At 69.0% G+C, this 15,111-nt stretch carries 13 protein-coding genes; 9 read left to right on the top strand and 4 right to left on the bottom strand.

Translation table 11 applies throughout. From position 1 onward, the window contains the following. The first annotated feature begins 24 nt into the window (after positions 1-24). The 3 genes from nrdR (at position 25) to AC2XR2_RS32790 (ending at position 4,516) form a co-directional block, all read left to right on the top strand. Entirely contained in the window at positions 25-603 is a 579-nt protein-coding gene (nrdR, locus tag AC2XR2_RS32780) for a transcriptional regulator NrdR (RefSeq protein WP_491517001.1), read from the top strand. A gap of 161 nt (positions 604-764) precedes the next feature. After that, positions 765-3,665 carry a vitamin B12-dependent ribonucleotide reductase gene (locus AC2XR2_RS32785; RefSeq protein ID WP_449353223.1) on the top strand — a complete coding sequence of 967 codons (2,901 nt, stop codon included), beginning with the start codon at positions 765-767 and terminating at the stop codon, positions 3,663-3,665. A gap of 143 nt (positions 3,666-3,808) precedes the next feature. After that, a complete protein-coding gene (locus tag AC2XR2_RS32790; protein WP_449353224.1) occupies positions 3,809-4,516 on the top strand; it encodes a DUF6215 domain-containing protein in 708 nt (235 codons plus the stop codon). Between the two features lie 4 nt (positions 4,517-4,520). On the opposite strand, the gene AC2XR2_RS32795 is transcribed toward AC2XR2_RS32790, so the two are convergent. Next, on the bottom strand, positions 4,521-5,045 hold the full coding sequence (locus tag AC2XR2_RS32795) for a TerD family protein (protein ID WP_381302251.1): 525 nt from the start codon (positions 5,043-5,045) through the stop codon (positions 4,521-4,523). A gap of 148 nt (positions 5,046-5,193) precedes the next feature. Here AC2XR2_RS32795 and AC2XR2_RS32800 point away from each other — a divergent pair, with 148 nt between their 5' ends. From AC2XR2_RS32800 to AC2XR2_RS32810, 3 genes are all read left to right on the top strand, one after another. Beyond that, entirely contained in the window at positions 5,194-5,799 is a 606-nt protein-coding gene (locus AC2XR2_RS32800; RefSeq protein ID WP_330264004.1) for a YdbC family protein, read from the top strand. A gap of 119 nt (positions 5,800-5,918) precedes the next feature. Next, positions 5,919-6,578 (top strand): histidine phosphatase family protein, encoded by a 660-nt coding sequence (locus AC2XR2_RS32805; RefSeq protein ID WP_330264003.1) that lies wholly within the window; start codon positions 5,919-5,921, stop codon positions 6,576-6,578. 12 nt (positions 6,579-6,590) lie between these two features. Continuing rightward, on the top strand, positions 6,591-7,496 hold the full coding sequence (locus AC2XR2_RS32810; RefSeq protein ID WP_491517002.1) for an ADP-ribosylglycohydrolase family protein: 906 nt from the start codon (positions 6,591-6,593) through the stop codon (positions 7,494-7,496). A gap of 272 nt (positions 7,497-7,768) precedes the next feature. Here the strand turns inward: AC2XR2_RS32810 and AC2XR2_RS32815 are convergent, their stop codons facing one another. Next, entirely contained in the window at positions 7,769-9,316 is a 1,548-nt protein-coding gene (locus AC2XR2_RS32815) for an MFS transporter (RefSeq protein ID WP_491517003.1), read from the bottom strand. A 186-nt stretch (positions 9,317-9,502) separates the two neighbouring features. On the opposite strand from AC2XR2_RS32815, the gene AC2XR2_RS32820 reads away from it, so the two are divergent. The 3 genes from AC2XR2_RS32820 (at position 9,503) to AC2XR2_RS32830 (ending at position 11,646) form a co-directional block, all read left to right on the top strand. Further along, positions 9,503-10,126 (top strand): TetR/AcrR family transcriptional regulator, encoded by a 624-nt coding sequence (locus AC2XR2_RS32820; protein WP_381302254.1) that lies wholly within the window; start codon positions 9,503-9,505, stop codon positions 10,124-10,126. A gap of 81 nt (positions 10,127-10,207) precedes the next feature. After that, on the top strand, positions 10,208-10,909 hold the full coding sequence (rnhB, locus tag AC2XR2_RS32825) for a ribonuclease HII (RefSeq protein WP_491517004.1): 702 nt from the start codon (positions 10,208-10,210) through the stop codon (positions 10,907-10,909). Between the two features lie 68 nt (positions 10,910-10,977). Next, positions 10,978-11,646, top strand: coding sequence for a hypothetical protein (locus AC2XR2_RS32830; RefSeq protein WP_491517005.1), 669 nt, complete (start codon positions 10,978-10,980; stop codon positions 11,644-11,646). Between the two features lie 247 nt (positions 11,647-11,893). Here AC2XR2_RS32830 and AC2XR2_RS32835 read toward each other — a convergent pair whose 3' ends face one another. Both AC2XR2_RS32835 and AC2XR2_RS32840 read right to left on the bottom strand, forming a co-directional pair. Then, complete coding sequence (locus tag AC2XR2_RS32835; protein WP_330263997.1) at positions 11,894-12,526, bottom strand: hypothetical protein; 633 nt, start codon at positions 12,524-12,526, stop codon at positions 11,894-11,896. Between the two features lie 291 nt (positions 12,527-12,817). Continuing rightward, positions 12,818-14,989: a RecQ family ATP-dependent DNA helicase gene (locus tag AC2XR2_RS32840; RefSeq protein WP_491517006.1), complete on the bottom strand. Its 2,172-nt coding sequence runs from the start codon at positions 14,987-14,989 to the stop codon at positions 12,818-12,820. Between the last annotated feature and the right edge of the window lie 122 nt (positions 14,990-15,111).

The raw sequence follows: 15,111 nt of genomic DNA on the forward strand, positions 1-15,111 counted from the left end.
TGCTGTGAGGAGGGTTGGGAGTTCATGCACTGCCCCTTCTGCAGGCACCCCGACAGCCGCGTCGTCGACAGTCGTACGACCGACGACGGCACGTCGATCCGCAGGCGCCGCCAGTGTCCGGACTGCTCCCGTCGTTTCACGACCGTGGAGACGTGCTCGCTGATGGTGGTCAAGCGGTCCGGAGTCACCGAGCCTTTCAGCCGTACCAAGGTCATCAACGGTGTGCGCAAGGCATGCCAGGGACGGCCTGTCACCGAGGACGCGCTCGCCCAGCTCGGCCAACGGGTCGAGGAGGCGGTGCGGGCCACCGGGAGCGCCGAGCTGACCACCCACGACGTGGGGCTGGCCATACTCGGCCCGTTGCAGGAGCTCGATCTCGTCGCGTATCTGCGATTCGCCTCCGTCTACCGGGCGTTCGACTCGCTCGAGGACTTCGAGGCCGCGATCGCGGAACTGAGGGAAGACACGGGACCCCCCGCCGCGGACGACGAGGACCGCGGAGAGGCTAAGGACGGCGACGAGGCCGTCGTGGGGAGCCAGGAAGACGATCGCGGGCCCGGGGGGACTGCTCAGGTCCCCGAGCCCGCCCGCGCCGCCGACTGATCGGCGGGCCGGACCGGGCCAGGACCCCGGGACGGCCGGACGGCGGCGAACGAGACCTGTTGCGGGCGGTAGCGAGTGGGCGCCCGCAACACCAGACAGAACACCGTGTCACGGGAACAACGTGGCACTTCAGGGCGTTTTAGCCCGTACAGGGAGGCGGCATGACAGAGACGGCGAGCGGTCCGGCACGGAGTTCCCGCGCCAAGGGCACCAAGGCGGCTGCGAACAAGGGCCTGCGTATCGAGCGCATCCACACCACTCCCGGCGTGCATCCGTACGACGAGGTGGCCTGGGAGCGCCGTGACGTCGTCATGACCAACTGGCGCGACGGCTCGGTCAACTTCGAGCAGCGCGGCGTCGAGTTCCCCGACTTCTGGTCGGTGAACGCGGTCAACATCGTCACCAGCAAGTACTTCCGCGGTGCCGTCGGCACCCCGCAGCGCGAGACCGGCCTCAAGCAGCTGATCGACCGCATCGTGAAGACGTACCGGAAGGCCGGCGAGGACTACAAGTACTTCGCCTCGCCCGCCGACGCGGAGATCTTCGAGCACGAACTGGCGTACGCCCTCCTGCACCAGATCTTCAGCTTCAACAGCCCCGTGTGGTTCAACGTCGGTACGCCCCAGCCGCAGCAGGTCTCCGCCTGCTTCATCCTGGCCGTCGACGACTCCATGGAGTCGATCCTCGACTGGTACAAGGAAGAGGGCATGATCTTCAAGGGCGGCTCCGGGGCCGGCCTGAACCTCTCCCGGATCCGCTCCTCCAAGGAGCTGCTGTCCTCCGGCGGCAACGCCTCGGGTCCCGTCTCCTTCATGCGCGGTGCCGACGCCTCCGCAGGAACGATCAAGTCGGGTGGCGCCACGCGCCGCGCCGCCAAGATGGTCATCCTCGACGTCGACCACCCCGACATCGAGGACTTCATCGAGACCAAGGTGAAGGAAGAGGAGAAGATCCGCGCCCTGCGCGACGCGGGCTTCGACATGGACCTGGGCGGCGACGACATCACGTCCGTCCAGTACCAGAACGCCAACAACTCGGTCCGCGTGAACGACACCTTCATGAAGGCTGTCGAGACGGGCGGCAAGTTCGGGCTGACCTCCCGCATGACCGGCGAGGTCATCGAAGAGGTCGACGCCAAGGCCCTGTTCCGCAAGATGGCCGAGGCCGCGTGGGCCTGTGCCGACCCGGGCATCCAGTACGACGACACCATCAACCACTGGCACACGTGCCCGGAGTCCGGCCGTATCAACGGCTCGAACCCGTGCAGCGAGTACATGCACCTGGACAACACGTCCTGCAACCTCGCCTCGCTGAACCTCATGAAGTTCCTGAAGGATGACGGCAAGGGCCACCAGTCCTTCGACGTCGAGCGCTTCGCGAAGGTCGTCGAGCTCGTCATCACGGCAATGGACATCTCCATCTGCTTCGCTGACTTCCCGACCCAGAAGATCGGCGAGAACACGCGCGCGTTCCGCCAGCTCGGCATCGGCTACGCCAACCTCGGCGCCCTGCTGATGGCGACCGGTCACGCCTACGACTCCGACGGCGGCCGTGCCCTCGCCGGCTCCATCACCTCCCTGATGACCGGCACCTCGTACCGGCGCTCCGCCGAACTCGCCGCGGTCGTCGGCCCGTACGACGGCTACGCGCGCAACGCGCAGCCGCACCTGCGGGTCATGAAGCAGCACGCCGACGAGAACACCAAGGCCGTCCGCATGGACGACCTGGACACGCCGATCTGGGCCGCCGCCACAGAGGCCTGGCAGGACGTGCTGCGTCTCGGTGAGAAGAACGGTTTCCGTAACTCCCAGGCGTCCGTCATCGCCCCGACCGGCACCATCGGTCTCGCGATGTCCTGCGACACCACCGGTCTTGAGCCCGACCTCGCGCTGGTCAAGTTCAAGAAGCTGGTCGGCGGCGGCTCGATGCAGATCGTCAACGGCACGGTCCCGCAGGCCCTGCGCCGCCTGGGCTACCAGGAGGAGCAGATCGAGGCGATCGTCGCCCACATCGCCGAGAACGGCAATGTCGTCGACGCCCCCGGCCTCAAGCACGAGCACTACGAGGTGTTCGACTGCGCCATGGGCGAGCGCTCCATCTCCGCGATGGGCCACGTCCGCATGATGGCGGCGATCCAGCCGTGGATCTCCGGTGCGCTCTCCAAGACGGTCAACATGCCGGAGTCGGCGACCGTCGAGGAGGTCGAGGAGATCTACTTCGAGGCCTGGAAGATGGGCGTCAAGGCGCTCGCCATCTACCGCGACAACTGCAAGGTCGGCCAGCCGCTCTCCGCGAAGACCAAGGAGAAGGAGAAGGCCGAGGTCACCGAGAAGGCCGAGGCGACCATCCGTGAGACGGTCGAGAAGGTCATCGAGTACCGCCCGGTCCGCAAGCGCCTCCCGAAGGGCCGTCCCGGCATCACCACGTCCTTCACCGTCGGCGGCGCCGAGGGCTACATGACCGCCAACTCCTACCCGGACGACGGTCTCGGCGAGGTCTTCCTGAAGATGTCGAAGCAGGGCTCGACCCTCGCGGGCATGATGGACGCCTTCTCCATCGCGGTCTCCGTCGGCCTCCAGTACGGCGTGCCGCTGGAGACGTACGTCTCGAAGTTCACCAACATGCGCTTCGAGCCGGCCGGTATGACGGACGACCCGGACGTGCGGATGGCGCAGTCGATCGTCGACTACATCTTCCGCCGCCTGGCGCTGGACTTCCTGCCCTTCGAGACGCGCTCCGCGCTCGGCATCCACTCCGCCGAGGAGCGTCAGCGCCATCTGGAGACCGGCTCCTACGAGCCGACCGAGGACGAGGTCGACGTCGAGGGGCTGGCCCAGTCGGCGCCCCGTGCCCAGGAGCTGAAGGCGGTCGCCACGCCCAAGGCGGCGGTCGAGGCGGCCAAGCCCGCCCCGAAGCAGGCCCACACCAGCGCCGAGTTGGTGGAGATGCAGCTGGGCATCCAGGCCGACGCCCCGCTCTGCTTCTCCTGCGGTACGAAGATGCAGCGGGCCGGTTCCTGCTACATCTGCGAGGGGTGCGGCTCGACCAGCGGTTGCAGCTGACGCTGAACTAGCCGCATAGGGCGGTGCGGTCGGGAAACCGACCGCACCGCCCTTGGTCTTTTCCGTTTCTCCACAAGAGGATCACACGCTAGGCTCCCTCCGCGCACGACCGGCGCGAACAGCAGGGTGGGGACACGGGGGACATGAGCGAGCAGCAGATCGTCGATGCCGTAAAGAGCGCCGAGAGACCCGAGAAGGGCATGAACGAATGGGGTCAGGCCCTCTTTGCCCTGGTACTGGTCGGGGGTCTCGCCGCCCTTTTGTTGTCAGGGACCTTTCAGCAGAAGTCCAGTGACCCCGATCCGGCCGCGTGCGACGCGACGGATGGCACCAGGCCTTCGAAGCCCGTCTCCGGGATGCAGCTGTGCACGGCGCTGAACCGCGCGGACCTGCCCACGCTGCTCGGCACCCCGACCGAGTACGCGATGACCGCCAGCGGCAAGGAGATCATGAGCAAGTGGGCCGACGGCGAAAGGACCGTCTCCCCCGAGGCGGAGATCCAGCTGGCCACCTACTCCGTCAAGCTCTCCACGTCCGACGACGACATCCCGGTGGCCGAGATGGCGGGCTTCCTGGGCAGCTCGGTGCAGAACAGGACCATAGGCGGGCACCCGGCGCTCCTCTACTCGGACCGGACCATCTCCCTGAAGTTCAACCTCGGCGGCGGCAAGGTGGACACCGGGCCCGGTGGCATCGCCCGAAGTCTGCTGGTCGCCAAGGACTCCAAGGACGGCGGCGGCTTCTACGAGGTCACCATATGGCGCCAGGACGACGTCGTCCCCGATGACTTCGCCTTGCTCCGGATCGCCGAGACGGTGCTGCCGACGGTCCCCGGCTGGACCGCCGGCTGACGCGTCACTTGCGGCCCATGCTCCGGGTGAAGGTGGCGGGGTCGTCCTCGAAGCCGCTGATCCCGGGGTGGAAGTCCCAGGTGCCGGATTCCTGGCGGACGAACTCGGCGATGGTCGCCGCCGTCGCACCGAGGACGCTGCCGAAGTCGTCCTCGGCCAGGACCGTGTAGCCCTCCCGTATGCGCAGGGCCGGGTTGGCCACCCCGACGAAGGTGCGGTGCGCGGAGCGCTGCTGGATGACGGTGCCGACCACCACACGCGTGTACCGCGCGTCGAGCCGGTCGAGCTCCAGGGTCATCACCTCGTCCCAGCCGAAGCCCTTGCCGTCCTTGCTGTCCCGGTTGAGGTAGATGGTGCCGTCGGGGGAGCGGCTGTCGAAGTGCACCACATAGGCGGGATCTCCGTACGGGGCGTCCGCCACATAGGTCGCGGCAACGATGTCCAGGTCGGTGGCCGGCTGCCCTGCGGGACTCGGATCCCACTTGAGAGCGACTTCGACCTTGCGGATCCCCTTGTTGATGGCGCTCACCAGGCGTCCCCTTCCCCCTGTGTCCACGGCCCGAACTGCCGGTCAGGCAAGACCGGTTGTCCATCCTGCCATGCGGGTCCGACACTTGGGGTCCCGCTCTCTCGCCGAGCGTGACCGACGCCACGCTCACTGGCCTTACGATGGCGCGGTGCTGGTCAAGTGGATTCGCTGCACCGTGGTGGACCGCCGCGGCTTCGAGCGGGGGCAGCGAAAGTGGGCGGGGCTACTGGGAGAGCCGGGGTTTCGGGGACAGGGCGGAGGCTGGAGCCGGGGGCGGCAGGGTGTGGCGCACATCTTCTCCTTCTGGGAGAGCCGTTCCTTCTACGACTCCTTCATGGCGCGTTCCCATGACCGGCTCGCGGCGGCCCAGTCAGGCACGTTCAAGGACATCCAGGTCAAGCTGTTCGACCACCGCTTCGACGTGAAGACGGGCTTCGAGCCCCGCTTCACCGACGCCGACCTGGTGCGCTTCGCTCACTGCCGCGTCCACGAGGAACGCGCGGAACACTTCACCCTGATGCAGGAGAAGGTCTGGAACCCGGCGATGGCCGGCTCACCCGGCATGATCCGCGGACTGTTCGGCGAGGCTCCCGGGCACGAGTTCCTGGTGCTCTCCATGTGGCGATCGGCCGCCGAACACGGCAAGTACCGCACCGAACGGGTGGAGCGCCTCGCCCTGCGCGCCCAGACCGAGGCCGACGTAGCCGCCCTCACGGGTGACATCGTGGACCTCGAGCCTGCCTGGACAGTTTGAGATCCGGACCCGGTACAGGTGCGCCCATATGTGACTCCTGGTGCGGAAACTGTGTGACCTACGCCGTATGGAGCCCGTACGAGTCCTCGATACGGGCCGACTCGATCTAGGGTTTTGGCATGGCACGACCACGGCGCATCGTCCTTGTCCGGCACGGGGAGTCAACGGGCAATGTTGATGACACCGTGTATGAACGCGAGCCCGACCACGCCCTGGCCCTGACGGAGCAGGGCTGGCGGCAGGCGGAAGAGACGGGCAAACGGCTGCGCGAGGTCTTCGGCCGCGAACGCGTCAGTGTGTACGTCTCCCCGTACCGACGCACCCACGAGACGCTCCGCGCCTTCCACCTGGACCCCGAGCTCATACGGGTCCGCGAGGAACCCCGGCTGCGGGAGCAGGACTGGGGGAACTGGCAGGACCGGGACGACGTACGTCTGCAAAAGGCTTATCGGGACGCCTACGGGCACTTCTTCTACCGGTTCGCGCAGGGGGAGTCCGGGGCCGACGTGTACGACCGGGTCGGCGGCTTCCTGGAGAGCCTGTTCCGCAGCTTCGAGGCGCCCGACCATCCGCCGAACGTCCTGATCGTGACGCACGGCCTGGCCATGCGGCTGTTCTGCATGCGCTGGTTCCACTGGACGGTCGCGGAATTCGAGTCGCTGTCGAACCCGGGGAACGCCGAGATGCGGATGCTCGTTCTCGGGGACGACGGCAAGTACGTGATGGACAGGCCGTTCGATCGTTGGCGAGATCCGGAACCGTACGGGATCTCCGACTAGAGTGGCCGACCGATGACCGCTGAATTCTCACCCGACGGGCGCCTGGACCGCGCCCTGGCCAGTCTGCGTGGTCTGGCCGTGGGAGACGCGCTGGGCTCGCAGTTCTTCGTCCCGGTGAACTACCCCCTGCTGAAGAACCGAGAGCTGCCGCCGGGCCACTGGCAGTGGACGGACGACACCGAGATGGCCTGCTCGGTGGTGTCGGTGCTGGGCACGCACCACCGCATCGACCAGGACGCCCTGGCCCACTCCTTCGCCCGTCACCACGACTTCGACCGCGGCTACGGTCCCGCCGTCAATCGTCTGCTGCGGCTGGTCCGTGAGGGCGGCGACTGGCGTGAGCTCGCCGCGGCCCTCTTCAACGGCCAGGGCTCGTGGGGCAACGGGGCCGCGATGCGCATCCCGCCCCTCGGCGCCTACTACGCGGACGACCCGGAGCAGGCGACCCACCAGGCGGAGATCTCCGCCTATCCCACGCACCAGCACCGTGAGGCCGTTGTCGGCGCCATGGCGGTGGCCGCGGCAGCCGCCCTGGCCGCGGATCCCAGCGGCCCGCCGAGCCCCGGAGCGCTCCTCGACGGTGTCATCGCGCTCGTCCCGAAGAGTGCCGTCGGCGCGGGGCTGCGCAGGGCCCGGGACATGCTCGACTACGGCGACGCCTCCACCGTGGCTGCGGTCCTGGGCTGCGGCCGCCGTACGACGGCTCATGACACCGTGCCGTTCGCCCTCTGGTCGGCCGCCCGATCCCTCGGCGACTACGAAGAGGCGTTCTGGACGACCGCCCAGGTCGGCGGTGACGTGGACACGACCTGCGCCATCGTGGGCGGGGTGATCGCCGCCGGGAAGGCCGGGGCGCCGCCCGCCGAGTGGCTGGAGCGCACCGAGGCCTTTCCGGAGTGGATGCGGGTGCCTGAGTAGGAGCCCCGCGATCACCGCGCCGGAACTCTCCGTGCATGTCGGGAACTCTGCGTGACCGTCAGCTCGTTGTCGTGGCAGTTGCCGTGCGACGGATGGGCCGGTGCACGCGGAAGGCCGGCATGGGGGGTGTGGTGATGAAGTGGTTGCCGGTGCTCGGGATGTTCGCCGTGCTGTGGGTTGTGCTCCGTGCGCGGATGGCCGGGCCGTCGTCCTCGCCGTCGGTCCCCGGGATCGGGCCCGGCCGTCCGCTGTTCGGTGTGAGTCCGTCCGGGTCAGCCGAGGCCCGGACCCGCCGTGCCGGCGAGCGCCTCCAGGTCGCTCTTGCGGACCTTGATCACCAGCCAGGCGCTGACCAGGGCGAGTACGGCCATCGCGGCGGCCGCGACAAAGCCGGTGGAGATGCCCTGGGCGAGCACCTCGTGCCCCCAGGGAGCGGGCAGCTGGTGCGTCTTGGCGAACTCCGCCTTCTGCTCCGCGGACCCGTTGGCCATGAAGTTCGGCAGCTGCTTCTCCGCCTCGTCCTTGCTGGCGGACCCGAACACCGTCGTCAGGATGGACAGTCCGAGCGAACCGCCCACCTGCTGCATGGCGTTGAGCAGCCCGGAAGCCGCGCCGGCCTCGTGCTGGGCGACACCGGAGACCGCTGTGATCGTCAGTGTCACGAAGTTAAGGCCCATGCCGAAGCCGAAGACCAGCATCGGGCCCAGCACTCCGCCGGCGTAGGAGCTGTCGGAGCTGATGAGCGCCTGCCAGGCGAGACCGGCCACCGCGAGCGCCGACCCGGTGAGCATGAACGGCTTGGGGCCGAACACCGGCAGGAACCGCTGCGACAGACCCGCGCCCAGAGCGATCACGACGGTCACCGGCAGGAACGCGAGTCCGGCCTCGATAGGGGTGTAGTCCAGTACGTTCTGGACGAAGAGCACGATGTAGAAGAACATTCCGAACATCGCCGCGGCCAGGCTCAGCATGATCACGTACGTGCCCGCACGGTTGCGGTCGGCGAACATCCGCAGCGGGGTGATCGGCTCCTTGGCTCGCGACTCGATGTACGCGAAGGCGAGCAGGAGCACTACGGCGACGCCGAAGGAGCCGATGGTCAGGCTGTCCTGCCAGCCCTCGTCGGCGGCGCGGATGAAGCCGTAGACGAGCAGGGCCATGCCTCCGGTGGAGGTCAGGGCCCCCGCGATGTCGAAGCGGCCGCTGTGCCGCTCGGACTCGCTGATGTAGAGCGGGGTGAGTACCGCGATCAGTACGCCGATCGGCACGTTGACGAAGAGCACCCACCGCCAGTCGAGCCACTCGGTGAGCATTCCTCCCGCCAGCAGGCCTATCGCGCCGCCGCCCGCGGAGACGGCGGCGAAGACACCGAAGGCCCGGTTCCGCTCGGGCCCTTCGGGGAAGGTCGTGGTGATCAGCGCCAGCGAAGTGGGCGAGGCGATCGCGCCACCCACGCCCTGCAGGACGCGTGCGGCCAGCAGCTGCCAGGGTTCCTGGGCGAGTCCGCCGAGCAGCGAGGCGAAGGTGAACAGCAGGATGCCGGTCATGAAGACCCGGCGGCGCCCAAGGATGTCACCTGCCCGGCCGCCCAGGAGCAGCAGGCCGCCGAAGGTGAGCGTGTAGGCGCTGACCACCCATGTGAGGTCGGTGGTGCTGAACTTGAGCGCGTCTTGAATGTGCGGCAGCGCGATGTTCACAATCGTCGCGTCGAGTACCACCATGAGTTGGCAGGCCGCGATGACGGTGAGCGCGATGCCGGGACGCCCTTCCCGGCGGGCCGCACCTGGTTTCTGATCTTTGATCAACTGAGAGGTTGTCACAATGGGTCCCCCACAAGCGCGTTAGTGAACGGTGTCGTTCACTGTCGCGCCAACGGTAGTGAGTCCTCAGTAGTGAACGCAAGCGTTCACTTAAGTTTGCCGGTGCGTGGCGTATCCCCCTATGTCGCCGCGCAGCGCCCCGTCCTCCCCGGAATTACCACTTCCCTGTTCGCTGGAGACACTCAGATGGTTACCTCGCGCTGGACGGCCGCCCCCGCTCGGACGGCCTCCCTCCGTCGGCGCGGCGCCGTGCTGGAGCGTGCGATCCTCGACGCCGCCCTGGAGCAGCTCAGTACGGTCGGCTGGAACGGCCTCACGATGGAAGGCGTCGCCGCCGGAGCCCAGACGGGCAAGGCCGCGGTCTATCGCCGCTGGCCCTCCAAGGAGGACCTCGTCGCGGACGCCCTTCGGGCCGGACTGCCGCGCTTCGAGGAGGTGCCGGATCTCGGTGGTGTGCGCGAGGACCTGCTCGAACTGTGTCGACTGGCGCGCGAGGCGATGTACTCGCGCCCCGGCTTCGCGCTGCGGGCTGTCATTCACGAATGCGATCAGGCTCAGGCCGAGCGCTTCCATACGGTCATCTTCAACGGTGTCGTGGAGCCGAGCGTCAAGCTGCTGCGAGAGATTGTCACGCGCGGAATTGAGCGGGGAGAGGTGCGTCCTGACGCGGCGAACGACTACGTCTTCGATGCCATTCCGGCCATGATGATGTACCGCTCCAAGATGCGCGGAAGCGAATGGGGCGACGAGGATCTCGAAGAGATGATCGACCAGTTCGTCCTGCCTCTGCTGCGGCCGGCCGGTCCCTGACCGGTGATCGTGGGTGTCCTGTCACTCATCGGAGAACCGGGGTGTCGCAGGGTGATCCGAGCGGCGTAGGCTAAGGGCGCCATGCCGTACGAACCGCCTACTCACACCGTCGAGCGCTCCCTCCGCGCCACGACCGGAGCGAAGATCATTGCCGGTGTCGACGAGGTCGGGCGAGGTGCCTGGGCCGGCCCTGTCACCGTCTGCGCGGCCGTCACCGGACTGCGCCGACCGCCCCAAGGCCTCACCGACTCCAAGCTGCTCAGCGTCAAACGCCGTACCGCACTCGCCGAGGAGCTGCGGACCTGGGTGACGTCGTACGCCCTGGGGCACGCGAGTCACGAAGAGATCGACGACCTGGGGATGACGGCCGCCCTGCGCATCGCCGCCGTGCGCGCCCTGGAGGCCCTTCCGGTCCGTCCCGACGCGGTGATCCTCGACGGGAAGCACGATTACCTCGGCACGCCCTGGAAGGTCCGGACCGTCATCAAGGGCGACCAGTCCTGTGTGGCGGTCGCGGCGGCCTCGGTGATCGCCAAGGTTCAGCGCGACAAAATGATGGCCGAACTGGGTATCGACCATGCAGACTTCGACTTCGCGGCCAACGCCGGGTATCCCTCACCCGTGCACCAGGCCGCACTGGAGGTTCGGGGCCCCACCCCGTACCACCGGTTGTCGTGGGCGTATCTTGATGCGCTGCCACAGTGGCAGCACCTCAAGAAGGCCCGCAGCTGGGCGAGTGGAAGCGCTCCGGAGATCGAGGGTCAGCTCGGCTTCGATTTCTGACGATTCCGCTCGCACTGATGTGCCACCCGCTGACGCGAGCCGCACCAACGTTTGATAAACATCAGCCCATGCCTCTCATTCCCGAGGAGCCTCAGATTCACGAGAGTGCCCAGGGTCCCCGCGCCACTCCGGCCAGCAGCCGCACCGCGCCGACCCCTCGTCCCGTACCCGGCCCCCGCCCCGTGGCTCCGCCGCGTCCCGGTCGTCCCGGCCCTCTTCGGCCCGCGCCGCCGGTGCAGCGCACGCCGCACGACGTGGCCGTGGCCAAGCCCGGACTGCCGGGCCCCGCTGCCCCTGCCGCCAGTGCTCCGACTCCGGCTGCCCCGGCTCCTGCTCCGGCTTCGACGACTCCGCAGATCCAGCTCATCCCGGCCTCGGCCGCCGGTGCGCTCGACGCTGTCGAAGAGGCCGTCGATCTGCTGCTGGAGTCGGGCCGTGCTCCCGGTGAGGTGCTGGTGATCACCACCGGCGAACACCATCCGTGGGCCGCCCACGAACTGTCTTTCGGTGAAGCTTCCTACTGGGCGCAGCACGACGCCGGCGACGACGTGTTCTACGCGGACGCCACCGCCGTCGCGCGTGCCGCGTCCCGCCCCGTGGTCGTGGTCGCCGTCAACGGCGGATCAGCCGCCGCTGCCGCCGAGGCCCTGCCGCTGGCCCACGCCCGGGCCGGTGCCCTGCTGATCGTCTGCGGCGACCCGCAGCAGATCAACTCGGTACTGGGCGCAGGCGTCTGAGCCGTTCCGGTACGTCCGGCGCGCCGGGGGGTGTGACCGACGGTGCCGCTTGCGCGGCACCTGTACGGCGGTCGGCTTGGCATGCTCGCGTCCGTGTGTGGCCTGCGCGCTCTTGGCGGGCCTGTGGTGAGCCCGCGCGGGCCGTACGTCGGTGACGTACGGCCGCAGTGACGGTGCCGGAGCCGCTCGCGGCCCTCGCGGAAGCCGCGGTGTTCAGCGCGCCGCAGCCCTCAGCGCGCCGCAGTCCTCAGCGGGCCGCGGCGCGGCGCAGGACCTCTGAGGCGACGCCGCCGGTGCGCGGCAGCAGAGGCGGCGACTCGGACGTGGCGAAGGGCTCCGGTGCGGAATCCGCGTTCGGGCGCCGCCCGCCGCGGCCCTCGCCGAGGACCTGCCAGCCGTCGCGCGTCAGCGTGATGTACGCCCCGCAGCGCAGTCCGTGCAAGGTGCAGGCGTCACGCAGTCCCCACATCCACGCGCCGTCCTCCTCCGTCCAACGCGCGTCGCCCTCACGGCAGTAGAGCAGCACGGCGGTGCGCACGGGAGTGCGGCGCCGCAGGTCGTGCGGGATCACCCGACGCAGCTGCGAGAGCAGCGTGTTCCGGAACATCCAGCCATCGGCCGGTGCCGGGCGGCGTGTGAACGAGGCGCTCGCCAGCAGCCGTTCGTCCGGATCGAGGACCGCCACGATCGCGGTCGCCGGCTTGGGCTGGTGCCGGGAGTGCAGCCCGCTGACAACCTCGCGCGGACTGCGCAGCAGCGGGATACCGGCCTCGGCCCACTCCGCGGGTTCGAGCAGACGGGCCAGAGGGTTGGCGGATGCGGCGGACAGGTCGGTTGACGACGTGGACGCCGCGGAGGACGGAGCGAATCCGAAGGTCACGGTCCTCCCTTCGGCTACGCGCCCATACGGGGGCGGGGTCGGATTCGGGGGAGCGCGCACCGCAGCAGAGCCCTACCGGTCCACGGACGAGCCGTGCGGGGAGCGGACCTCAATTCTTCCTGTCGAACTTGGTTGCGGCAACGAGCAATTGGGCCCACCGACCCGAATCGGACGGTTGGTGGCTTATATCCCTACCCCGTGTTTTGCCGGGCGACGCCTGGGGCCGCCGGGCCCGGCTCTTCGTGGCCCCAACCGGCACGTGCGCGTGGACCTTTGCCGACTCCGGCGCCCTCAGCCGCGTACTGCCAGCACCAGGGGCAACACCCCCTGTGCACCTGACCGCAACAGCAACCGGGCGGCCACGGCAAGCGTCCATCCGCTCTCGGTCATGTCGTCGACGAGCAGCACCGGACCGCTTGCCGCCTCAAGCGCCTCCCTCAGGGACGGAGGCACGACGAGCGCACCGTGCAGTGCCCGCAGGCGCTGGGCGCTGTTGGAGCGGGGCAGGGAGAGGTCGTCGGAGTGGTCCGTGTATTCGAGGGAGCCCAGGAGAGGGATGCGGCCGACAGTGGAGATCCGACTCCCGAGCGACTGGACCAGCTGAGGCCGGCTGCGCGAGGGCAGGGTGACGACCCCGACGGGGCGGGCGGGGGCGTCCGGGGTGCCGGAGGCCCAGCCGTCGGGCCCCTTGGCCCAGTCGGCCAGCACGGTCACGACGGCGTGCGCCACATCGTCGGGAACGGGCGCGTCCGGGGTCTGAGGCGCGAGCAGCGGACGCAGCCGGTTCCCCCAGCCGATGTCCGACAGCCGCCCGAGGGCTCGGCCCGGGGAGGCCTGTTCGCCGGGTGGAATACGGCCCTTGAGGTCGACGCCGATGGCCGGCAGCCCTGTGGGCCACATCCGACGCGGCTCCACCACGACACCGGCCCGGGCGAGGGAACCGCCTGCCGTGTCCAGGGCGGCCGGGGAGATGTCGGCGGTGAAGCGGGGGCCCGCGCAGTTGTCGCAGCGGCCGCAGGGAGCCGCCTCCTCGTCGTCCAGCTGTCGCCGTAGGAACTCCATACGGCACTGCGCGGTCGTGGCGTAGTCGCGCATGGCCTGTTGCTCGGCGGCACGTTGCTTGGCGACCCACGCGTAGCGCTCGGTGTCGTACGACCAGGGCGTTCCGGTGGCGATCCAGCCACCCTTGACCCGGTGGACGGCGCCGTCCACGTCGAGCACCTTGAGCATGATCTCCAGGCGGGTGCGGTTGAGCTCGACCAGCGGTTCGAGCGCGGGCAGCGACAACGGCCGGTCCGCCCGGGACAGGGCGTCGAGGGTGCGCCGTACGGCTTCCTCGGGCGGGAACGCGACGGAGGCGAAGTAGGACCAGATCGCCTCGTCCTCGCGGCCGGGCAGGAGCAGCACCTCGGCGTGTTCCACACCTCGTCCGGCGCGGCCCACCTGCTGGTAGTAGGCGATGGGGGAGGAGGGCGAACCCACGTGGACCACGAAGCCGAGGTCCGGTTTGTCGAATCCCATGCCCAGCGCGGAGGTGGCGACCAGCGCCTTGACCTTGTTCGCGAGCAGGGCCTCCTCGGCCTGCTGGCGTTCGGCGTTCTCCGTCTTTCCCGTGTACGAGGCGACGGTGTGCCCGCACTCGCGCAGGAAGGCGGTGATCTCCTCGGCCGCGGCGACCGTGAGTGTGTAGATGATTCCGGAGCCCGGCAGGTCGTCCAGGTGGTCGGCGAGCCAGGCCAGCCGGTGCGCCGCGTCCGGGAGTTGGAGCACGGCGAGACTGAGGCTCTCGCGGTCGAGCGGGCCGCGCAGCACCAGCGCGTCCGAGCCGCTGCCCGTGCCGAGCTGCTCCGCCACGTCGGCGGTGACCCGGGCGTTGGCGGTGGCCGTGGTGGCGAGCACCGGCACGCCGGGCGGAAGGTCGGTGAGCATGGTGCGCAGCCGGCGGTAGTCGGGGCGGAAGTCGTGGCCCCAGTCGGAGATGCAGTGCGCCTCGTCTACGACGAGAAGGCCGGTGGCGGCGGACAGTTCCGGCAGGACGTTGTCGCGGAAGTCGGGATTGTTGAGCCGCTCGGGGCTGACCAGCAGCACGTCCACGGTGCCCGCGGCGACCTCGGCGCGGATGGTCTCCCACTCCTCGGGGTTGGAGGAGTTGATGGTCCGGGCGTGAATGCCGGCTCGGGCGGCGGCGTCGACCTGGTTGCGCATGAGCGCGAGCAGCGGGGAGACGATCACGGTCGGTCCGGCGCCGTGCTCCCGCAGGAGTGCCGTCGCGACGAAGTACACCGCGGACTTGCCCCACCCCGTGCGCTGCACGACCAGGGCGCGACGCTTGTCGGCGACCAGTGCCTCGATGGCTCGCCACTGGTCCTCGCGCAACCGCGCCGATCCGGTGTTGTCCCCGACGAGCCGGGCGAGGATTCCGTCAGCAGCCTCGCGCAACTCGGCCTTGCTCGTGTGCGTCATGCCTCCCATACAACAGGACGCCTCGGACAGTCGGGCGTCTCGGCGGGCGGCCTGTGGACGACGCCCCCGTTTGTTGCCTGCGGAATGCCGATCTGTGCACTGCGGATCTGATGGTTGTCGTG

This window comes from Streptomyces sp. LS-MS-L19 (assembly GCF_058382285.1).